This window comes from Ensifer adhaerens, from assembly GCF_020035535.1.
Classification (GTDB): Bacteria; Pseudomonadota; Alphaproteobacteria; order Rhizobiales; family Rhizobiaceae; genus Ensifer.
Genome location: NZ_CP083351.1, coordinates 504,159 through 525,932, shown reverse-complemented (window position 1 = coordinate 525,932; position 21,774 = coordinate 504,159). Strand labels below are relative to the sequence as shown.

Genomic DNA, 21,774 nt, shown 5'->3' with positions numbered 1-21,774 from the left:
GCCAAGGATGCTCGCGCCATCGAGCCGAACATGGTTGCCATCACACCAATCGGAGGCCGTTGGTAGCGGCGCGAAGGATCCTCGTGTTCTGGAACAATAATCATCTTCAAAGTATTTGTTCCTCGCCTGCTCGGTCGGACTGGCGGCGGCTGGGACTGGAGGAAACATGACCACGTCGTTGAGTGAGACCACCTCAGGGGCAGTGGACAGAAGGCGGTTTGCCACGCTCGTTCTAGGAGCGATTGGCGTTGTATACGGCGACATCGGCACCAGCCCGCTTTACGCCTTCCGCGAAGCATTGCGACCATTCGCCCATGATGGTGTCAGTCATGACGAAGTCGTCGGACTGATTTCGTTGATGATCTGGACGCTGACCCTGATCGTCACTGCCAAGTACGTACTTTTCCTGCTTCGAGCCGACAATGACGGCGAAGGAGGGACGTTATCCCTCCTTGCTTTACTGATGAAAAAATCGACGAGCCATAAGTCGTTGCTGTTTTTTGCCGGACTGATCGGAGCGGCCCTTTTCATCGGCGACGCGATGATCACCCCGGCGCTTTCGGTGCTTTCCGCCGTTGAGGGCCTGAAGCTGGTAACACCAGCGCTCGGCGATTACGTCCTGGCAATATCGACGACGATTTTGCTGGCACTGTTTCTGGTGCAGTCAAGAGGTACCGCCGCGGTCTCAAGCCTCTTCGGGCCGATCACAGTCCTCTGGTTCCTCGTCATGGGTGCCGGCGGTCTCGCTCATATCGCTGATGACGCAACCATCCTTAATGCCATCAATCCGCTCCATGCGGTCTACTTCATTACCCACGCAGGGTTCGTCGGGCTTATCGTGCTGGGTGCCGTGTTCTTGACCGTGACGGGGGCTGAGGCTCTTTATGCCGATCTCGGCCATTTTGGCAGGCAGCCGATCCAGTTTGCCTGGTTTGCGCTCGTGTTTCCCTCGCTGGCGTTGAACTACCTCGGCCAGGGCGCTTTGGTCCTGTCTCATCCGGCAGCGGCATCTGATCCCTTTTATCTCATGTTTCCCGAATGGGCATTGCTGCCAGTCGTCATTTTGGCGACCGCGGCCACCATCATTGCGAGCCAAGCGGTCATCACTGGTGCGTTTTCACTTGCCCGCCAGGCGATCCACCTCGGCTTCCTGCCGCGGCTTGAGATCTGTTTCACGTCGGAAACCAGCACCGGGCAGATCTACGTTCCCGACGTAAACACAGTACTGCTCGTCGGCATATTGATACTCATCTTCGCCTTCGGGGATTCACAATCGCTGGCAACCGCCTATGGGATTTCGGTCACCGGCGCGATGGTGGTGACCACGCTTTTATCGTTCCAGTTCGTTCGGGACGCGTGGAGATGGTCGACACTTTCGGCGGCGGCATTCCTTATGCCGCTTCTCGTCCTTGAGAGCATTTTCCTGTGCGCGAACCTCCTGAAAATCCATGACGGCGGGTACGTGCCGATTCTGATCGCCACGACCATCATGATCCTGATGTGGACCTGGCGAAAAGGAACGTTGATCCTCAGGGAGAAAGCGACGCGCAACGAAATCCCGCTAGAAGGCTTCATTGCCGCGATCGAACGAAACTCCGAGCACGCCCCAGCACAAGTGCCCGGCACTGCCGTCTTTCTCACGAGTGTTCCCGACAAGGCGCCGGGCGTGCTTCTTCACAATATCAAGCATAACCGCGTCCTGCATGCTCACAATGTGATTTTGACCATCAAGACTGCTTCAGTTCCGTTTGTACGCGAGAGGGACCGCTTCGTGATCAACAGGCTTTCGGAGCGATTTACCCGCATCGAACTTACCTTCGGTTTCATGGACACTCAAAACGTCTCGAAGGCGCTAGCGCTCTGTAAGAAGGCCGGTTTCAAGTTCGAGATCATGTCGACTTCCTTCTTTCTGGGTCGTCGTAAGTTAATTGCGGACCCGAACTCCGGCCTGCCGGGGTGGCAAGACAAGCTCTACATCGCCATGGCATCGGCGGCGATTGATCCGGCGGACTACTTCAGCCTCCCACCGAACCGGGTCGTTGAGCTTGGGGAACAGGTTGTGATCTGATATTGGCTCTGAATGCCGACGCGAACCGTACTGACGCTCTTTGGCTGTGCTGAAGCGGCAGAAAGACCCGAGATCGATAGGATCGCCAAAGTGAACTGGTGACGTCGGCGGGCTCAGCATGCCCGAACTGCGGGGATAGTGGTTTCGGCGGCCGTGTCGACTAGCGGCCGCCGGTTTCACATAGTTGCCTATGGGATTGCGGCGAATGCACCGCTAGAACTCCATATATACCGAGGCTCCAGAACGACGGTGGTAGCGGTAGTTGTCACGATAGCCATAGTACCCTCGATCACGGTAGCCGTTATAGTAGCCGTAGTGTCGTGGATAGCATCTGCCGTAATAGCGGCAGTCACGATGAGCATAGCGCCTATGCCAACGGTGATCCCATTGGCGATCGGAATGCCAATGACGATGGCTTCGGTGCGTAACCTGTTCGACAGGGCTGTTTTGCACCTGTTCGGATTGCGGCACGAACATTGGAGCCGCGCTCAGCGGTAGTGCGGAGGATGCAGCCAAGCCAACCGCTGCGAAGGCGGATAAGAGCTTATTCATCAGGCTCTCCTATCTGGTTTACATTGGGCTTCACTAGCCTTCTCTCCAACTCCGCTACCAAGCTACCGTTCCCACCGCCCGACTTCAGTCCCATTCAATCTGGACCATTGGCGGCACGAGTTTGCGACCATGGTCTGGTTTTAACCGCCGTCCAATAGGGAAACTCCAAACCCGATCGCAAGACGGGCACCCACGCTATCCAAACGAATTTCGCGACCGTTCGCTGCTCCTTTAAGAGGTGGCAAGAGTACTTCGCTTCTAGCCGATCGGCGGGTTACGGATGCAAGGGCGCCAAGCTTGGCCTATCGATCGCCTTCGACCGGGCGACGCGAGAGCGGCGTGAGGATGTCTTCCACACGTGCGGGCCCATCGCCGCTTTGCGGGTTGACACGGCCTAAATGGGCGCCATTTCCAGTCTGGATGGCAGCAATGCTCGATTGAAGTGCGAGGGAACGAAACGCGCATTGGCGGTGGGGGACTTCATGGAAAAAACACTCTCAAGATCGTCGCAACAATTCACGGATTTCGAAGACACAGTGCGCGATCTTCTCAACGCTGTGCCTCAACCCATCTTGGTGAAGGACGACCGTTTCCGCCTTCGTTACGTAAACAGTGCGGCATGCCTCCTTATCGGCAAAACGAACGACGAACTGATCGGCTCGACGGACTATGATTTTCGTTCAAAAAGTGAGGCCGATCGCATTCGGGAATTGGACGAGCAGGTTTTGCGCACCGGCCAAGAAATCACTGAGGAACAAGAAGTCCTCGTGCCCGAAGGCGTCGGGTCCCTCGTGATACACCACCGTCGGGTTGTTCTGGCGACCGGGCAACGCCTGATCATGGCGTCGATTCTCGACACCACCGCACAACGCCAAGCCGAGGCCGATCGCCGAGAGAGCCAGGAACAATATCGGGCGCTGATACAACTGCACCCGCAAATGCCCTGGACAGCAGATCCATCAGGAAAAGTCCTTGAGATCGGCCCGCGGTGGAAAGCAACGGGTTTTGATCCAGCCGACGCGCTCGGTGCAGGTTGGGCAAAGGCAATCCATCCGGCCGACTTGGGAAATGTCGAAAAAGAATGGTCCAAGTCACTACAGACAGGCCTGCCTCTCGACACGGAGTTTCGCTTGGCGACGCAAGAAGGAGGTTACCGTTGGTTTCGCGGGCGGGCGGCGGCCCGGCGCGCGGACGACGGAACGATCCTGCGTTGGTACGGAACGGTCGAAGACATAGATGAGGAACGAAAGGCGCTGGAGGCGTTGAAGGAAAGCGAGGCGCGTTTCCGGGCAATCGCCGATGATGCGCCAGCGATGATCTGGGTCACCAACGCAACCGGCAGCAACGACTACCACAGCCGGCTCTGGCAAGAGACGACCGGGCAGACACCCGAGCAAGCAGTTGGGAAAGGATGGCTGAGCGCGATCCATCCCGACGACCGCCAAAAGGTGGAGGCGGCGTTTTCAAGGGCCTTCGATCTGCGTCAACCGATCCGTATGGAGTATCGCTTGTTACGCCCCTACGGTAGCTCCGTTTGGGTTCTGGATGCGGGACAGTCGCGCTTTGCAGCCGACGGTAAGTTCGTCGGCTTTGTTGGCATTGCAGTCGACATAACAGAGCGCCGAAATGCGCAGCAACAAAAGCTGGTGGCACAAAAGCAGGTCCATCACATGGCCCGGCACGATGCGCTGACGGGATTGCCGAACCGCCGCTACCTTCGGGAAGAATTCGACCTCCTGTGCAAAGCCATCGCACCAGGCACGAAGATGGCGCTTCTATGCCTTGATCTGGATGACTTCAGATCGATCAATGATGCGCACGGGAGAAGGGCCGGCGATCAATTGTTGAGCCGCGTGGCCGATCGGCTGCGAAATTCTTTGATGCAGTCAGACATCCTGTGCCGTCTAGGCGGGGACGAATTCTGCGTCCTGCGCGTTGGTCTCAACAGCACCGACGAAGCCAGTAGCCTGGCTCGACAGCTTGTTGCAGTCGTTGGGTATCCATTCCCGCTCGCAGGAAACCCCATCGAGCTTCCGGCAAGCGTTGGCTTTACAACCGGTGCAGCCGGTGACATGGCGCTCGATGCACTTGTTCAGGCAGCCGACGTGGCGCTGGACTATGCGAAGGCTCGCGGCCGCGGCGCTTGTGTGGAATACAGGCCCGACATGGGTCTTCAAGTTCGCAAGCAGCAAAACCTAAAGACAGCCCTCAGGAGAGCGGTCGAAAACGATGAACTCGAGCTCCATTACCAGCCCTTGCTCAACCTTCTAACAGGCGAGATTCCCGCATTGGAAGCGCTCGTTCGCTGGTCACCGCGGGAGCTCGGTCCGGTTTCTCCTGCAGAATTCATCCCGGTTGCGGAGGAAGCCGGCCTGATCGACGTGTTGGGCGAATGGGTTCTGCGGCGGGCCTGCGTCGACGCTCGAAGGTGGCCAGCCCACATCGGTGTGGCCGTCAATCTTTCTCCGCTGCAATTCAGGAACCCCCGGCTCGCAGCGACTGTGTCCGACGTTCTCAACGCCACGGGACTTGATGGCGCACGGCTCCAACTTGAGATCACCGAATCCGTCATGCTCAATGACTGTGATGACAACCTGCAACGGCTGAGAGAGCTGCGGGAGCTTGGTGCAAAGATCGCAATTGACGATTTTGGAACCGGCTATTCCTCTCTCGCCTATTTGAGGACGTTTTCCTTCGACAAGATCAAGGTCGATCGAAGTTTCATAAGCGACCTTCCAGATGGCAGGGAATCACTGGCTATTATCCGAGCTGTGGCGGCCATCGGCCGGTCCCTCGGAATTACGACGACGGTCGAGGGTGTCGAAAAGCAAAGCCAACTCGACGTTGTCAGGATTGAAGGCTTCGATGAGGCGCAGGGCTATTTGATCTCGCGGCCGCTACCTGCTCAAAAGGTGCTACATTTCATCAAGACCAACAGGAAGACGTTCCGTGCGCCGTCCCCTCGCCACACGTCGCAATGACGGTCGATGAACCATCGACTGCACGCAGGAAGCGCTTAAACATCAGCGTCGAACCGCTCGAGGAGTTTCTTCAACTGCTCATTCTGCACGCGTAGTTTTTGCGCAAGCTGTCGCCTCAGCATCCTGATTTCGTCATCGAGATCAGCAACTTCTTCCTTGAACGTCCGAGGCTGAGCTACGAAAGAGCCTTCATCCACACCGTCGATGGGGACGACCGCTCTGGCCCTCCGGACGCTGGTCTTCTTGACGCGGCGCTTTACCTTTTGTGGAAGTGGCTGTGACGATGGTGCGCGTTCAGCATCGTCACCTTGATCGTCAGCATGCTTCTCATCAACGAAAGTGGCGGTCGGCGCTTCGTTTTCGTCCGCTAATACACGATCCGCCTTTGCAGCCGCTTCGTTCACCTCATTCGGTGCTTCAGCTGCTGGGGGCGGAAGGTCACTGGTCCAGGAGCTCTCTGAGGGCAGCGATGAGCCATCCGAATTCGGGGCCTCTGTCTCTCTCGCGCTCTCCTGCTCCTTGGTCGCTCCACCTCTAGAGGCTAGTTCGACCAGAAATCTCCAGGGTGACTTCATGATGCGGCCTCACCTCGAGCAGGCGCATCTGGAACCGTGGCTCCGGCGTCTGAGCAACCAAGACAAGACGACGGGGCTGCTTGCCCCGCCAGATAGGAAATGGCCGGATGCTCAGGCAAGACCAAGCCGCTTGCGCAGGTCCGCATTTTCGGTGCGCAATTTTTCAGCCAACGCCTTGCGAAGCTTCGCATTTTCTTCTTCGAGCTGAAGCAGGTCTGCGATCTCGTCGAGAACTGGAGCTGGCGCACTCGCTTGTTTTGCAGGTCGGGCTTCAGTGCTCTTGGCTGGCTTCTTGGTCGTGGTCCTGGCCGCAGCCTTGCCGGTCACAGCCTCGTTCGCCGACTTCTCCGGCGTTTTCCGGCGTCCGCCTACAGCCTTTGCGGGCTTTGCATCGATGGCTTCAGCAGCGACTTCTAAAGTGGCTTGTTTCGGCTTCGGCCCCCGGCGCTTCTTGGGCGCTGCCGTCTCTGCAGGCGTCGTTGCCTCGACAACCTCGGTATTGCTCTCGTCTGCCATGTGTTGTTTCCCTCTCCAACGTTCCGTCTTTTTTCCAACGGGGAAAGATGAGAGTCAATAATGGCGCGTGAAAGACGAACGCCCGCCCGAAACAAATACCGTGCTGTCGACCTCCAATGTCCAAATTGGCCTCGTTCGAACGCCTACGTCCGCGATATCTCATGTAGCTCTACAGCTGCCTAACGCGCTGCAGGCCGCTCGCGACATGAAAGCAACCAGCGCGCCGCTGTTGCAAGGTCGAATCACGCAGCAGCGGTTCAGTGCGGAGTTAATTTGAGATTTTGCTGATACACTAGCAAAATGACCAAAAGACCCCGCTCGCCTCGATCACAGCCTTTGTTAAAGGACGAAATGACTGCGCTAAAAAGCGGCCGCATCACCAGGCGCGATCCTTTGCAGCCAAGGCTTCTATTCGACCCGATGCCCGGCCGCATCCAGCCAGCGCTCGCTCTCTTAATCCACAAGCCCCCTGTCGGCGGCAGCTGGGGCTGGGAGATCAAGTGGGACGGGTATCGCCTGCACGTTCACATCGAGGCCAATCGTGTGAGAATTCTCACCCGGGGAGGCTTTGACTGGACCAATCGGTTCCCCGCAATCGCCGAAGCGGCGCGAACCTTCGCACCAACGTCCATGATCCTGGATGGAGAAGCTGTCGTTGTCGACGAGGAGGGCAGATCGGATTTCAGTCTGCTGCAGAAGTCGCTCGGGGCATCGGGACGAAAGATCGGAAACCAGCCCTCGCCTGCCCTGCTTTATGCGTTCGATCTCCTCTATCTTGACGGTCACGACATGCGCCACGTGGAATATCGAACCCGGCGCCACCTGCTTGAAGAGACATTGCGCGGTCATGAGGGCGCGATCCTGCTTTCCGAAGAGCTCGATGCGGACCCTACTCACCTGCTTGATCACGCCTGCAGGATGGGACTTGAAGGCATTGTCGGCAAACGTCAGGACAGTTTCTATCGCTCCGGCCGCACCGGCGACTGGATCAAACTCAAGTGCACCCAGAGTGACGCGTTCATGGTGGTGGGGTACGAACCTTCCACGGCATCTCGGGCTGGATTCGGAGCCCTGATGCTTGGAGCGTTAAGCGATGGCGAACTGGTTTACGTTGGTAGCGTCGGCACCGGTTTTAAGGAACGTGACGCGGTGCAACTTCGAAAGACGATGGACAAGATCCCCTGGAGGCACAAACAGCCGCCCGTGCCCTATTCAAGCAAACGCAAAGTCGTGTGGGTGCAACCGACCCTGATTGCCGAAATCGAGTATAGCGCCTGGACGGCAGACGAAAAGCTCCGGCACCCCTCGTTTAAAGGCTTGCGGGAATTCCAGGACAATGCGGACGTCTGTCGTCTCCGGGGACGGCGGGCCTGACTTCGACGGTACCAAACAGTAGTCGGCAACTTGCCACGTCCTTGCTTTGAACCTGCCTCTTGCGCGCAGCGCTCTACCCTTGGCGTGAAACATCAGGGGCTCGAATGCGTTTACCTCGAAGAGGGCGAAGCGAGGTATCAAATGTCTATCCACATGAGAGATATCGGCGATGCGGTCCTTGAGCTGTTCCATCTTCATCGTCCGACCGAGCCAAAACTAAACGACGATCAACGCTTACTGATAGAAGCCTACCTATCAGGACAAGTTCCAGAGCCCGCCTGGCAGGAGCATTTGACGCTCGATCCGGAGCTGGCGCGTTATTGGCAGTTATCTTCGCGCCATTGATGACATTGCGTACGACTGGGGTCATCTACAAAGGGCGACGAGCATCCCGCGCCAAAAAACATGCGGCGGAAAATTAAACGTTCCATCTCCTGCCCAAACTCGATGCCGTGGCTGGTCGGCGTCGTTGTGTTCATATAAATGACGCCACGGCAGTTCCGCGCATTGTCGTCTGCGCGCAGTGGCCGGTGGTGATTTTGAGATACAATGAAGATTGAAGATCCCTGCACTGACATTTGCCAGTTCGATCCGCGCAAAAAGTGGTGCGTTGGCTGTGGACGCACAACCGCGGAAATCAAGGCGTGGAGAAAGATGTCACCGTTTCATCGCGCAGCCCTTGCAAAAGAGTTGCGACGCCGGATGACGCGGCTGCCGGGTGGGCAATAGATCGACTTTCAGCGAGAGCAACGAACGCCGGGACGGTCCTGTTTGAGGTTTGAAATGGCGACCACGCACAGGTTCAAGAGTGATGCCTTTGAGGCGATCCATGCCGCCGTTGAAGGCATGTATATCTCGCGCACCATCGATCGGAAAACCATGACGTCGTTCGATACGGTCTGTTTTTCCACCCAATCAGTGCGCGAACAGCCCTTGATCAGGTCGCTGATTAAGGACGATCGGCTTTAAATCAGCCCGGTTTCGCAGCGCTCACCAGGCCAGGGTACGGCGGATCGCTCTCAAAGATCCCGTCGTGCCTCAGACATCTTTCAAGACACGTTCGATTTCTGTCGCGAGTTGCTTCTGGGTGTAGGGCTTTGCAAGCCTTGCCACATCGAAATCTACGCCTGGCGGCAGCTCCGAATATCCGGATGCGATCAGGATCGGCAAATCGGGAAACAGGTCACGCGCCGCCTTGGCCAGCTCTCCACCTGTCATCTGCGGCATGGAGTAGTCGGTGATCAACAGGTCGAACCGGCCATTCCCCGTCAAGTGAGCGAGCGCCTCCTTGCCAGAATTGGCCTCCACGACCTCGTGCCCGAGATCGACGAGCATGTCGGCAGAACTCATGGAGATCAGGAAATCGTCGTCAACGAGTAGGACGCGTAGCGGCCGGAACCGCCGATCCTCTAGCGGGAGAACAGCTTCCTCGGGCACGACAGGCTCTTGTCTCGATACCGGAAGCCAGAGTTCCGCCGTAGTGCCTTTCTCCGGTGTGCTGCGAAGCCGGAGTGTTCCCTTGAGTTGAAGTGCAAGGCCGTGGATCATCGATAGGCCGAGCCCCGTTCCTTTGCCGAGTTCCTTGGTCGAGAAAAACGGCTCTATCGCTTTTTGCAGCGTAGCTTCATCCATGCCATGGCCCTCGTCGGCAACGGAAAGTACTCCATATTGCCCCGGCATAAGATCACCGTCCCGCCTCACGAGGTTCGCCTGCCTCAGCTCGATACGGATCGTCCCGCCGTTCGGCATAGCGTCCCGCGCATTTACCACGAGGTTGAGGAGCGCCAGTTCCAACTGGTTGGAGTCGCCAAGTACCGCATCCAGGCTGGCGGGAAAGGAGGTTTCAATTACAATGCCCGTTCCGACCGTGCGCTTTATGAGATCGGCCATTTCCCCCACCAACTTGCCGAGATCCACCGGTCCGACGTGGAGATCTTGACGGCGCGCGAAGGCGAGAAGCCGCTGCGTCAGCGATGCTCCGCGCCTGGCTCCCTGAAGTGCGCCGTCGATCAATCTTGCCGCTTTCACGTCGCCGCCGGCATATTTGCGCAGTAGCTCGAGATTTCCCAAGACCGCCATTAGAAGATTGTTGAAATCATGGGCGACCCCACCCGTCAGCTGCCCGATCGCCTCCATCTTCTGGGCCTGGCGAAGTTGTGCTTCGGCGCGCTCCCGGTGTGCCATTTCCGCCATCACGACAGCGTGGGCCTTGTGAAGTTCAGCTGTTCGCTCGACAACGCGCTCCTCGAGGATCTCGTTCAGTTGGCGCTGCTGTACTTCGGATGATATTCGGTCGGTGACATCCGAGGAGACACCGACCAGCTTGATCGCCTTTCCGGTCCGGTCTCTATAAAGCTGCGCGCGATTTTCCGCCCAATGAACCGTTCCGTCAGGCCAGACCACGCGAAATTCGATCGCAAAATCCGTCCCACTCGCCATGGTGGCATGCATCACGGATTCCATCTTGTTGACGTCGTCAGGATGAATTGCGGCAAGAAGATCCTCATAGGTGAACGCGTCGGCAGGCCTCCGGCCAAATACAGCCCGAAAGATAGACGACCCTTCCAGGGCATGGGTGGTAAGATCAAGTTCCCATGCCCCCAGGCGGCCTGCTTCAAGGGCAGTCTGAAGCCGCCTTTCGCCCTCGTCTAGTGCCTCGATGCGTAGCCGCGCCTCGTACTGGCGTCGGCGACCTCGAAGGGCCGAATTGGCTACGCTGACGAAGGTCGTGGCATGGAACGGCCGCTCGATGAAACTGACATTCCCCAACACCTCTAAAAGGCGGGCAGCAGAAGGGTTACGCTCAGGACCACCGCCACGATGGGTGAAGATAATGAACGGAAGGTCAGACCAACTTGGTTGTGATTTGATCCATGCAGACAGGCGACGAAGGTCGGCTGAGCGCAGTGCCTCCTCCGTTACGACGGCAAAAGCGGTATCCTCTTCCAAGGCCTGCACGAAAGCCTGGAGATCTTCCACGACTTTCGACGGGATCCCGGCTTCGGACAAAAGCGAGCCCGCGATTTGAGCGTCCCGCCCCAACGGCGCATGGATCAGAGCAATGGCGTCTCTATTTGGAATGGTCCTCCCCCTCATCAGACTGTAAAAGCGGCTGTTTGTTGCCAACAAAGGTCGGTACGCCTCGCAAGACACCCTGGAAGTCCGAAAGGGGTTCGCCGAGCGAGAGCCCACCCTTGCCGATGCGGAATTCCCGAATGGTTTCCTCGTGCTTGCCTGTACGCTTCTTGATGACGGAAATAGCCCGCCTGACTTTGCCAAGAGCCTCGAAGTAGCGTAGCAGGATAACGGCATCGGCGAGGTAGGTCACGTCGACCGGCGACTTCATGTCGCCAACGAGGCCATGTTGGGCCACCGTTACAAAGGTGTTCACGCCTTGACGGTTCAGATATTGCAGCAATTCATGCATATGAAGGATGAGCGCGTTTTCCTCGGGCATGGAGGCCTGATAGCCATTGATGCTATCGATGATGACGGTCTTCGCCTCAAAACTTGCAACCCGGTCGCGCACGCGCTGAGCGAACTCGCCGGGCGAGAGTTCGGCAGCATCGAGTTGCTCGATATGGATCAGGCCCTCCCGTTGATGGTTCTCCAGGTCGAACCCCAGCGCCTTCGTTCGCTCGAAAAGCAGCCCCAGTTCTTCGTCAAAAATGAAAAGTGCCGCCCGTTCGCCGCGCTTGACGGCAGCGTCAACGAATTGCAAAGCAAACAAACTCTTGCCCGTGCCCGCCGGACCAATGAGCAGCGTGCTCGATCCCCGCTCGATGCCACCACCCAACAGCGCATCGAGTTCGGAGATGCCGCTCGTCAGGGTCGTGCGCTTGAACTCCGTTCGGTGCTCGATGGCGCGCAAACGCGGAAAGACCGATACACCCCCGGTCCTGATCGTGAAGTCATGATAACCGCCGCGGTAGGCCTGGCCACGGTATTTGGTGATCCTCAGGCGACGTCTTTCCGAACCGTAGTTTGGCGCCAGCTGCTCGAGATGGATTACTCCATGCACGACGCTGTGCACGGTCTTATCGAGACTGTCTGAGGTCATGTCGTCGAGCAGAAGCACGGTTGCGCCCGTCTTGGCAAAAAAATGCTTCAAAGCCAGGATCTGCCGCCGATAGCGCAGGGAGCTTTGGGCAAGCAGCCTGATTTCTGACAGGCTGTCGAGGACGACGCGGCTGGGCTGCACTCTCTCAAAGGCCTCGAAGATCATCTTCGTGGTCTCGCCGAGTTCAAGATCCGACGAGTAGAGCAAGCTTTGCTGCTGTTCCTCGTTCAACAGGCTTTCAGGCGGAACAAGCTCGAAAATCTTGATGTTGTCATGGATTTCCATCCCGTGCGAGAGCGCACTGTCGCGCAGTTCTTCCTCGGTCTCCGACAGCGTGATGTACAGACACTTCTCGCCAAGCAGCGCTCCCTCCTGGAGGAACTGCAGCGCGACAGTTGTCTTTCCCGTACCGGGCGCCCCCTCCAGCAGAAACACATGACGACGCGAAAGTCCTCCCGAGAGAATATCATCCAGACCCTCGACCCCTGTTTTTGCCGTCGCCGAAACGCTTTTGTCCATGTTTGCCCTCCGTTGGTCTGGCGTTAACTAGGGTTCAGCTGTCCGATTGCAACGGGAAAAGATCATCTCAAATCGCCAAACGTCCGCGACCCGGACGAGGTTCCGTTCACCTTGCGCCACCTCCAAAAAATTGAGAGCTATTTACCCAATCTGGCCCCACCCCGCCCCTAGAGGCACCAAATTGTCCCGCCGTACAAAAGAGGAAATTTGCGACCGGTTCTGCGACGACAATCATCCGATCGTAAATTTCATGCCCCGGCGAACCAGTTTTGGCCGAGTTCTTCGAACGTTGCCGACACGATGCAATCAAGCCTCCCCGATTAACGTGTCGACCCGGATGGGTAGATCCCGTACCCGCTTACCGGTTGCATTGTAGACGGCACTCGCAATGGCTGCGGCTGTACCGACATTGCCGAGTTCTCCAAGGCCCTTCACACCGGCGGGATTAACCTTGTCGTCGACCTCGGGCACGAGGATAACCGTGACCTCCTTGATGTCGGCATTGACCGGCACGAGATAGTCCTGCAGATCCCGATTGACGACGCGGGCCTCGCGATGATCAAACTCGGTCGCCTCATGCAAGGCAGACGAAATGCCCCAGATCATGCCACCCATGAGTTGGCTGCGCGCTGTTTTCGGATTGATGATCCTTCCGCCGGCAAACGCACCCACAATCCTTGGGACGCGGATCTCACGCGTGTGCTTGTGTACCCACACCTCGACGAACTCGGCGCCAAAGGCGAAACGAATCGCCTGTTTACCGCTTTCGCCACCGATCATCTCAAGCTTGCCCTTGTAGAGATTGGAGACGCCTTGAGGGCTCGCGCCTTCCGGCAGGAATTCCGTATATTGTTCGATCGCGCCCTCGCCGCTGCGGCTTAAGATATCGGCGATCTTTTCGCTGGCCCTTTCAGAGACGACCTCGCCGTTCGCTACCTTCATTTCGTCGACCCTGGCTTTCGAGAGTGCGCCTTCCTTGCTGCTCGATGCGCTATAGAACAGCTGGTCAAGGATCTCGTCGCAGGCCTTCATGATCGCGGAGCACACGCTTGCGGTCGAGTTTGACCCGCCCGCGACAGGCGCTGGCGGAAGGATCGTATCGCCCATTTCAATATCGACCATTTCTGTTGCGACGCCCAGTCTTTCGGCTGCGACCTGCGCTGCTACCGTACGAATGCCGGTGCCAATTTCATGCGAAGCAGTCTGAACCCGGACCCTTCCATCGGCTGTCAGGCGAACGCGGACTGCGCAAGGCGCTATATTGGTCGGATAGATCGCCGTAGCGCAACCCATTCCGATCAACCAGTCACCCTCACGCATCGAACCCGGCTCGGACTTGCGCTCCGACCAACGGAATTCGCTCGCTGCAGCATCGAAACACGTCATCAGAGAGCGGCTGGTGAACCTGCGATGTTTGATCGGTTCGACCATCGTATCGTTGATCCGTCGAAACTCGACAGGATCCATGTTGAGAGCGACGGCCATTTCGTCCATGGCATTTTCCAGGGCATAGACATAGGGCGTCTCAGGTGGAGAGCGCATGTAGCCGGGCGTCGGACGATCGGTCTTGACCAATGAGACCTTGGTGAGGACCGAGCCATAATTATACATCAGCGCGGTCGCTGTCGTTCCGCCAACAAGATAGGGGTCAGGACGCGAGGTGACTTCAAAACCTTCGTGCTTGAATGCCGTAATCCTGCCATCCTGCGTGGCGCCAATCTCGATGTGGTGGCGGGTCTCGGCACGGTAGGTCATTGTGGTGAAGCTTTGCATACGCGAGACGACGCAACGGACGGGCCGGCCAAGCAGTTTGGCGGCATAGGCGACCAGCGCCGTGCGCGGCGTAATCGGTCCCTTTGATCCAAAAGCGCCGCCGATGAAGGGGCTGACCACGCGAACGCGCTCGGGATCAATTTTCAGTTGTTTGGCGATCTCGATCTTCCAGCCCGTAACATTCTGGCTCGGCTCATAAACGACGAGCTCATCTCCGTTCCAGGCGGCCGTGGTCGAGAACAGCTCAATCGGGTTGTGATGCTGGGTCGGCATGAAGTAGTCCGCTTCAATCTTCACCTGCGAGGCCGCAAGGTTCTCATCGAAGTTTCCAACCTTTGGGTCCTCCTTGAAGCGTTTGGAAGCATCAACGGCAGCCACTGTTTCTGCGCCTTGGGAATAAAGGCTGGTGCTTGGGGTTTCCTTGGCATAGTCGACGTGAACGAGCATGGCCCCTTCGCGCGCTGCTTCAAAAGTTTCGCCGACCACGAGCGCGATGATCTCGCCGTCATGGGCTATATCGGCACCCTGGAGCGGTGCAATGGAGGTCGCGTTCGAGCCGCCGAACTCCGGTTTGGCAATGCGTCCCTTGACCTCGTTTTCGGTGAGAACCGCGATTATGCCCGGTGTGGCGCGGGCCGCCTCGACATCAAGAGCGGTGATCCTCCCGCGAGCGATCGTGCTTGTTACCAGAACGCCATAGGCGAGATTGGAGACGGGAATATCGGCAGGGTAGCGGGCGCCGCCCGTCACCTTCAGCCTGGCATCGATGCGTGGGACCGGTTGGCCCATATTTTCCTTCGGTGTCGGGGCAGCATCGACCATGATCAGATCCTCATGTCCCGGGTCTCAAGTAAGGCGCGGACCAATGTTTGCCGGCCGAGCGCGATCTTGAACCCGTTGTCTTTTCGTGGTGTGGCGTCAGCGAAGGCAACCTTCGCCGCGCGGGCGCAGGTCTCTTCGTCGAGCGGCTTACCTTGCAGTTCGGCCTCCGCTTCCCGCGCACGCCAGGGCACTGTAGCAAGGCCGCCAAGCGCAATGCGCGCTTCGCGCACAATTGTCCCGTCAAGATCGAGCACGACTGCGGCTGATGCAAGGGCAAAGGCATAGGACTGCCGATCACGGATTTTCAGATAGGTCGATCGCGCCATCCAGGGAGCGATCGGAAAGGTGAGCGAAGTGATGATCTCGTCAGCACGGATGGTCGTTTCGATTTCCGGGGTCTCACCCGGCAGGCGGTGAAGGTCTGCAAATGCAAGCCGGCGTCGACCCCGCGCCCCGTGAACCTCGACGGTTGCATCAAGGGCGACCAGTGCTTGAGCCAAGTCACCGTGATAGGTCGCTATGCACGACGAACTGCCGCCAAGGACAGCATGCTGACGATTGAAGCCCTCAAGGGCAGCGCAACCGGAGCCGGGATTGCGCTTGTTGCAGGGCCAGGAGGTCTCCCGGAAATATTCGCAACGCGTCCGCTGCAGGATATTGCCGCCGATCGTCGCCATATTGCGGATCTGGCGGCTGGCGGCCAGACGCAGGCTATCGGTCAGCACCGGTAAAAGCTTCTGGATCTCGGGATGATCCTCAACCTCGGACATGTGCACCAGCGCACCGAGCCGGATCTCGCTCGGTGAGACCTTAATTTGGCGAAAGGCGCCGTCTTCAAGACCATTGAGATCGACGAGTTGACCAGGCCGTGCGACACCGAGCTTCATATAGTCGGTCATATTGGTGCCGCCGGCGACAAATTGAGTACGGGCGCGGGTCGCTTGGCCCCGATCCGACCCGAGAACGAGGCTCACGGCATCTTCGCTGGTTGATGGCTTGGCATGAGTGAAGGGCAGCATCGTCACGACTCCATCTTGTCGCGAGCTTGCCTGATGGCGGCGACGATGTTTGGGTAGGCAGCGCATCGACAGAGATTGCCGCTCATATATTCGCGAATTTCGTCATCCGACTTCGCATGGCCTTCCTTGACACAGGCGATCGCGGACAGGATCTGGCCGGGTGTACAATAGCCGCACTGGAATGCGTCGTAATCAATGAAGGCTTGCTGCATCGGGTGCAAGTCACCGTCGGGATTCTCCAGCCCCTCGATCGTGGTGATAGTCCTGCCTTCCTTCATGACCGCGAAACTCATGCAGGATAGTTCACGCTTGCCATCGACCAGGACGGTGCAGGCACCGCATTGGCCGTGGTCGCACCCCTTCTTGGTGCCTGTCAGACCCGCAGTGTCGCGCAATGCGTCGAGCAGTGATGCTCGCCCGTCTACGTCCAGCCGATAAGTCTGCCCGTTGATCGTGAGTGAGACGGTCGAGGTATCGCGGGCATCCACGGGAGCGACTGCAGGCGCCGCTGCCGCGGGAACCGTGTCTGCAAGTGGAACGGAAGCCACGTCGAACAAAGTTCCTTTGATCAGGGTGCGACGGTTCAGGGAGACTTCGTTGAAGGTCGTGTGCATGGAAGATCCTCGGCCTTGCTCGCTGATGAGGCAGATTGAGAAAACCGTTCAAACCGGCTCGTCCGGTGATGGTTCCCCCATTCCGGGCCTGTAGCCGTCAACGGGCATTTCTCTCAATCCGACCTAACGCCACGCGGCCTCGTTCTTCTGTTCGTAGTCGTTGAACGCTTTTTTGAGGCCACCCAGGACCTCGGCCGTCGTTTCCAACATTGCCTTCAACTGCGGCTCGTCGACCCGTTCGATGTCTTCGCGCATGAGAACCATCAGTTCTTGCAGCTGCATTTTGCATCTTGCGGTAAGTTGACGAGGCTCAAGGTCGACTTCATTGCTCATTGGATGCTCTCCCATCGATTTTTAGAGCGTCGACCGCCGTCAGCGGCGGAGTTCGTCCAACCGATGAGAGCGACTGTCGGTTCCTCATGCGGCCATCGAAAACGGAACCACTTCGCGTCCAAGCATATTGTCTGTGATTTGAGGTCTCCCGCGGGTGCCTGATGCTGATCCCACCTGACGACAACCTCATCCCAGTCGATGGACAAAAAGCCCGGACGGCACCCGCTCGGAGGGAACAACCGGTTCATGCACAACTGGAATACGCTCAGCGGCGCCGAAGGAATGCGCTCCAAACAAAACCCGCTGCGCCTGCGGCAAAGAGGACGGGAGCTAGATGACGGCGTATGCCGTTCTCCACCGTCTCGATAGCGAGGGACGCCTCAAGCGCGGCGAGTTTTGACGTGCCGGCTGCGATGGCCATGACCTCGGTGCGAAGACGCATAACGTCGACCCGGAGGGCGTCAAGCTGCTCCCGTTGCGCTTGTCGGCCATACTCCACCGCATCGCGAACCGTTTCAGTCTGGCGCGTTTCGTCTGCGGACTCTGCGTTGGAAAAGTTCGTGCTCTCGTCCTCATGGTTCAACGTATCATCCATCACTTCGCCCTCCTCAACTGCCCAAACGGAAGAGGCCGTTTCATTGTTCCATCGTTTGTAACCAGTCAGTCGGTGGCGGCTGAGGCCATTCTTGTCTTTGCCAATTCGAAAATGGTGGGCGCCAAGCGCCGATGTGCCGCATCGAACTCGGTCTTTCGGTTGCGGAGAACAAGACAGCCCCAGCGACAGGCAGGCCGCGGGGTGTGACAGCTCTCGCCCTTTAATAAGCGGGCTCGCTATTTTACGAAATGGGCGTTTTCTTTAATAACGCCAAGCGCTTCAACCCCCAAATGCGCATGAGTTCATGCGGCCCGGAAATTCCCGCGTTGAGAACATAGGGATCAGCTGCGCGGCTCCCCTCTTTCTGCGAGGCCCTTATCGGCAGGCCATGCGCAAAGCCATCTAAAACGTAAAGCGACACTTGGTGCTTGTTCTTTCCATCCCAGCGCACGGCCAGGCCCTGTGATCTGGGGAAACGGCGCGCACTGCGTCACCCAATTCGACCGGCGATCGCGAATTGCCAGATTTCATCTGGCGCACAGCCGATACCGCGTCCCTGGCCGAACCATAAGCCATCCCAGCAAATATCGCCACGCCGGCGAAAAATTGAGGATAGATTGCCAGCAACGCTTGCGTCATGGCGCCGCCTGCTGAAAGCCCAGCCAAGTAGACACGCGAGCGATCGGCTCCATGACACCTGCATGTATGGTCGATCATTTGCCGGATGGACATGATCTCACCTCGGTCGCGGGCGATGGCGCTTGGGCGAAACCAGTTGAAGCAGCGTTGCGTGTTGTTCTCCTGTCGCTGCTGCGGATAAAGAAGAAGGAACCCCCTTTGAGCGGCGAGCCTGGAAAATCCGCTGGCAGCATCCAGACTTTCAGGTGTCTGACGACAACCGTGAAGGACAACAACGAGTGCAGGCTTGGCCGCGAGCCGCCTCGGCACGAAGAGTTTCATGCGGAGACGTCCAGGATTGCTGCCGAATTCTTTGACAGGAACGAGACCCGGTCTTGGAACGCGGCGCTGCCTCAAACCGGCTTTTTGCGGAAGCCGTAACAACGAAGCCTCAACGAGGCGGCGAAATTTTTTCTGCCCCCGCAGCATTCGCGACAAGGACTTTCGCATATTCACCGTCATCGGCACGTCCTTTGAAACGCAAGGCGACCTGTCAATCGTCACAGCTGAACAACAAATATGAGGACCGGGTGCCAGCGTGGGGGGTTGAGCTTCCGACTTCGCGCGCCAGGGGTTTCAGCCCGGACACAGGTAACGATGCCGCGTGAAACAACCCGGGGGTCGAAAGTGGAAAAGGGCGGCCAGGCCGCCCTTGACCTGTCAGGCTGCCTTTGATCGCCCCGACGTCTTGTTGATCGAGGTTACAGCCAGGTTGGTGAGCTTGTTGTTCGTCGCCTTTTCCTGGTCGAGGATCTCGCTGAGAAGTTTGTGCGCTTCGTCATGGCCAAGGTCCTTGGCCCATTCACGTACCGAGCCGTAGCGAGCGATCTCGTAGTGCTCGACCGCCTGACAGGCTGCCAGAAGACCGGCGTCGAGCGCCGTGCCCTCAGCCTCTTTCATCAAGCCGTCAGCCTCCTTGATCAACCCTTCGATCGCGTCGCATTTTTCGCCCGATGCCGTCTTGCCGATGGACTTGAAAACCAGCTCCAGCTTTTTGATTTGGTCTTTCGTCTCCAACAGGTGCTCCTCGGCTGCCTTCTTCAGGTCAGCGCTTTTGGCTGCCTCCGCGACCTTAGGAAGCGCCTTGGTAATGGCGTTCTCAGCGAAATAGAGATCCTGCAGGGTATGCTCGAAAATTTCGGCAAGCGATTTCATGAACTATCTCCTTGGCAACAAATGAAAGGCAGGAGAGAAATTACTCAACCGCGAAATCGTTCCCCGCTGAAGCTCTAGATCTCGGAAAAAAGCACGGCTACGATAGCAAGGAACCCTGGTGACGCTGCAAGGTCCGTTCTCGATCTTGCATTGAGCCTCGTTGTCGCGCCTTCTTTCGAAGAGCCACGCGGCAGCGCCGCTTGGTGAAAGTTGGCGACGCGGGCCTGACCGAAAAAATTGTACGTTCCCCGAACGATCCGCACCGTTGAGCAATAGTGCCGTTCATTAAGACAAGATCGTTCGGCCAGGCTGATGGAAGGTCAGCGCGCGGCGAACACGAGTGATGGATCACGCCGAAATGCCGTCAACAATCACGATCAGAGCCGCCATGGTAGAAGATATGGCCGTGCTTGGTACCTATGGCGCTGCTGATGACGCTCCACCACCATTGGGACCCAAAGCGCTTCCTCGCAGCGGGAACCGATACAAAGGCCTTCTATGGACGATGGCTGCAACGTCAGCTGGAAAAACCCGATGTCATGGTTCTTGCCGCCGAGCAGGAAGAAGCGATCGTCGGCTATGCCTATGCTTCGGTCGACGGATATGATTACATGGCGCTTCGAGGGCCTGCAGGTGTCGTGCACGATCTCTTTGCGGAACCGGAACATCGCAATCAGGGCATCGGCCGCATGCTGCTGGACGCGGTGATCGCAGAGTTGCAAAGGCGAGGTGCGAACCTGATCGTTCTTTCCACGGCACGCAGGAACGATCATGCGTCGAAAAACTGTCACCGCTGCGCGCAAGGATTCTCACGAAAAAGAGCACCAACGAGACGCCGAAAGCATGGACTTATTTCAGTGAGCGCTAAATACCTTGGGCCCCCGAATGAAAGATTGCGAAGTGCCGATATATCTCTCGCTTCGACCCGACGGCGCGGTCTGCGAGGCCGTGCTCAACGAACAAATTGCCGCGGAGCTCACAGCGCTCCCGGATGACCCCGCCCTTTACTTCGACCTTTGTGGGGCTCACCTGCTCATCCCGCTCGACAAGCTCGTCAATACGCGGGCGCGCGACAAAGGCATCGTCAATGCAAACCGTCACATGCAAGGAGGTGCAAAGGGAAACCCAAAAAAACGCAAACCGCTGACGGTGCGTGCTCTGGACAATGCACTCTGGCTCGTCGTGGACGGCAACTCGACCCTGATCAACGCTCGATATTCGAACTGGCGGGCGATACCTTGCAATACCGAATGACCAGAAATCTTCAAGAGCCTAGATGATGTGCTTGATTTGCGACCCTGCTCCCTTTCTGAAGCTGCAAAGTCCAGGCTCGTGCCCGCCTCGATCCTGCCACCGGCTGCTCGTTACAGCAGTGGTTTTCCTGAAGCCCCATGGAGTGGGTGGAGGCAATTTCTGTTCACATCGGGTTGTTCCTGCGCCCTGTTTTCGGTCACACTGGTCGGCGTCAACACGGGCGGCGAATACGACGAGCGATACCTAGCCGTCCTCAAGCGTGGCGGCGAAGCGGTCACTTCAGAAGCGCTTGAAAGGTAAGCGGATGAGGCGCGTCATGTAGCCCAAAAAAACGGGCGCAACGAGGTCGTCTTCTACACGCCAAGCGCCAACCCGATGACTTGCTGAGCGCTTGGCAAGTGCTATCCCAACCCAATGCGGGATCTAGCTCAGCAGTTTGCCGATATCCAGTCCGATCAGTTCCCTCCAGGCATGCTCAAACCTTGAGCCTGGCGACTGCCAGGGTGGCATCGCCTTCCTGGCAGTCAGACGCGCCAGAACGGAACCGCCTGCCCTTTCGACCGTAACGATCACACTTAGATGCCTGTCGTCCTCCGCGATCCTGTCGGCAACCGACCTGCCATTGGCCACCGCCTGGCTGTCGTTGGCGTAAACCGAGCCGACGCTGTCGCGACGGGTCTTTCCACGAAGATCAATGTGAAAAAGGTATCGGGGCATCTCTCTACTCGAACAACGAAACATCCTTCTACTTCTTAGCAGCTCCCGGGAACGATTGCGCGTGACAGTTGCGTGACGCACCGCTGACAAAACCTCTCTTCCTCGAGAGCAAGGATTGTCGGCCCGTGGTTTTTGTCCGGACTGAAGCCCGGCGGGAACATCAAACGCG

Annotated in this window: 21 protein-coding genes; 8 read left to right on the top strand and 13 right to left on the bottom strand. The window is 57.8% G+C overall.

All coding sequences use genetic code 11. The features are described 5' to 3' along the window. The first annotated feature begins 166 nt into the window (after positions 1-166). Positions 167-2,068, top strand: coding sequence for a potassium transporter Kup (locus LAC81_RS37150; protein ID WP_223730571.1), 1,902 nt, complete (start codon positions 167-169; stop codon positions 2,066-2,068). A 213-nt stretch (positions 2,069-2,281) separates the two neighbouring features. Here LAC81_RS37150 and LAC81_RS37145 read toward each other — a convergent pair whose 3' ends face one another. Then, positions 2,282-2,620, bottom strand: a complete 339-nt coding sequence (locus tag LAC81_RS37145) for a hypothetical protein (RefSeq protein WP_223730570.1) — start codon at positions 2,618-2,620, stop codon at positions 2,282-2,284. Positions 2,621-3,102: 482 nt separating this feature from the next. Here LAC81_RS37145 and LAC81_RS37140 point away from each other — a divergent pair, with 482 nt between their 5' ends. Continuing rightward, a complete protein-coding gene (locus LAC81_RS37140) occupies positions 3,103-5,601 on the top strand; it encodes an EAL and GGDEF domain-containing protein (RefSeq protein ID WP_223730569.1) in 2,499 nt (832 codons plus the stop codon). Between the two features lie 35 nt (positions 5,602-5,636). Here LAC81_RS37140 and LAC81_RS37135 read toward each other — a convergent pair whose 3' ends face one another. Next, positions 5,637-6,005, bottom strand: coding sequence for a hypothetical protein (locus tag LAC81_RS37135; RefSeq protein ID WP_223730568.1), 369 nt, complete (start codon positions 6,003-6,005; stop codon positions 5,637-5,639). Between the two features lie 282 nt (positions 6,006-6,287). Continuing rightward, on the bottom strand, positions 6,288-6,692 hold the full coding sequence (locus LAC81_RS37130) for a hypothetical protein (protein ID WP_223730567.1): 405 nt from the start codon (positions 6,690-6,692) through the stop codon (positions 6,288-6,290). 351 nt (positions 6,693-7,043) lie between these two features. Here LAC81_RS37130 and ligD point away from each other — a divergent pair, with 351 nt between their 5' ends. The 4 genes from ligD to LAC81_RS37110 all read left to right on the top strand — a co-directional run bounded on the left by ligD (position 7,044) and on the right by LAC81_RS37110 (position 9,035). Next, complete coding sequence (gene ligD, locus LAC81_RS37125) at positions 7,044-8,066, top strand: non-homologous end-joining DNA ligase (RefSeq protein ID WP_419195918.1); 1,023 nt, start codon at positions 7,044-7,046, stop codon at positions 8,064-8,066. 141 nt (positions 8,067-8,207) lie between these two features. Beyond that, positions 8,208-8,411: a hypothetical protein gene (locus LAC81_RS37120; RefSeq protein WP_223730565.1), complete on the top strand. Its 204-nt coding sequence runs from the start codon at positions 8,208-8,210 to the stop codon at positions 8,409-8,411. A gap of 204 nt (positions 8,412-8,615) precedes the next feature. Continuing rightward, positions 8,616-8,795 (top strand): DUF1289 domain-containing protein, encoded by a 180-nt coding sequence (locus LAC81_RS37115; RefSeq protein WP_223730564.1) that lies wholly within the window; start codon positions 8,616-8,618, stop codon positions 8,793-8,795. 54 nt (positions 8,796-8,849) lie between these two features. After that, complete coding sequence (locus LAC81_RS37110; protein WP_223730563.1) at positions 8,850-9,035, top strand: hypothetical protein; 186 nt, start codon at positions 8,850-8,852, stop codon at positions 9,033-9,035. A gap of 69 nt (positions 9,036-9,104) precedes the next feature. Here the strand turns inward: LAC81_RS37110 and LAC81_RS37105 are convergent, their stop codons facing one another. From LAC81_RS37105 to LAC81_RS37065, 9 genes are all read right to left on the bottom strand, one after another. Further along, on the bottom strand, positions 9,105-11,162 hold the full coding sequence (locus LAC81_RS37105) for an ATP-binding protein (RefSeq protein ID WP_223731060.1): 2,058 nt from the start codon (positions 11,160-11,162) through the stop codon (positions 9,105-9,107). After that, positions 11,137-12,645 (bottom strand): ATPase domain-containing protein, encoded by a 1,509-nt coding sequence (locus LAC81_RS37100; RefSeq protein WP_223730562.1) that lies wholly within the window; start codon positions 12,643-12,645, stop codon positions 11,137-11,139. The genes LAC81_RS37105 and LAC81_RS37100 overlap by 26 nt, the downstream gene beginning before the upstream one ends. A 306-nt stretch (positions 12,646-12,951) precedes the next feature. Then, positions 12,952-15,240 (bottom strand): xanthine dehydrogenase family protein molybdopterin-binding subunit, encoded by a 2,289-nt coding sequence (locus tag LAC81_RS37095; protein WP_223730561.1) that lies wholly within the window; start codon positions 15,238-15,240, stop codon positions 12,952-12,954. Positions 15,241-15,242: 2 nt separating this feature from the next. Further along, positions 15,243-16,259, bottom strand: a complete 1,017-nt coding sequence (locus LAC81_RS37090; protein ID WP_223730560.1) for an FAD binding domain-containing protein — start codon at positions 16,257-16,259, stop codon at positions 15,243-15,245. A 2-nt stretch (positions 16,260-16,261) separates the two neighbouring features. Further along, the gene (locus LAC81_RS37085) at positions 16,262-16,873 is read right to left on the bottom strand and encodes a (2Fe-2S)-binding protein (protein WP_223730559.1); all 612 of its coding nucleotides are present in this window, start codon (positions 16,871-16,873) and stop codon (positions 16,262-16,264) included. Between the two features lie 123 nt (positions 16,874-16,996). Beyond that, positions 16,997-17,206 carry a hypothetical protein gene (locus LAC81_RS37080; RefSeq protein ID WP_223730558.1) on the bottom strand — a complete coding sequence of 70 codons (210 nt, stop codon included), beginning with the start codon at positions 17,204-17,206 and terminating at the stop codon, positions 16,997-16,999. A 265-nt stretch (positions 17,207-17,471) separates the two neighbouring features. Next, complete coding sequence (locus LAC81_RS37075; protein ID WP_223730557.1) at positions 17,472-17,801, bottom strand: hypothetical protein; 330 nt, start codon at positions 17,799-17,801, stop codon at positions 17,472-17,474. Between the two features lie 402 nt (positions 17,802-18,203). Continuing rightward, positions 18,204-18,941: a PHB depolymerase family esterase gene (locus LAC81_RS37070; protein ID WP_328717913.1), complete on the bottom strand. Its 738-nt coding sequence runs from the start codon at positions 18,939-18,941 to the stop codon at positions 18,204-18,206. 198 nt (positions 18,942-19,139) lie between these two features. Further along, on the bottom strand, positions 19,140-19,634 hold the full coding sequence (locus tag LAC81_RS37065) for a ferritin-like domain-containing protein (protein WP_223730556.1): 495 nt from the start codon (positions 19,632-19,634) through the stop codon (positions 19,140-19,142). A 419-nt stretch (positions 19,635-20,053) separates the two neighbouring features. On the opposite strand from LAC81_RS37065, the gene LAC81_RS38690 reads away from it, so the two are divergent. Next, on the top strand, positions 20,054-20,629 hold the full coding sequence (locus LAC81_RS38690; protein WP_419195917.1) for an N-acetyltransferase family protein: 576 nt from the start codon (positions 20,054-20,056) through the stop codon (positions 20,627-20,629). Continuing rightward, the gene (locus LAC81_RS37055) at positions 20,520-20,888 is read left to right on the top strand and encodes a hypothetical protein (protein WP_223731082.1); all 369 of its coding nucleotides are present in this window, start codon (positions 20,520-20,522) and stop codon (positions 20,886-20,888) included. Before LAC81_RS38690 ends, LAC81_RS37055 begins: the two co-directional genes overlap by 110 nt. A 423-nt stretch (positions 20,889-21,311) precedes the next feature. On the opposite strand, the gene LAC81_RS37050 is transcribed toward LAC81_RS37055, so the two are convergent. After that, positions 21,312-21,605, bottom strand: a complete 294-nt coding sequence (locus tag LAC81_RS37050) for a DUF6894 family protein (protein WP_223730554.1) — start codon at positions 21,603-21,605, stop codon at positions 21,312-21,314. Positions 21,606-21,774: the final 169 nt, after the last annotated feature.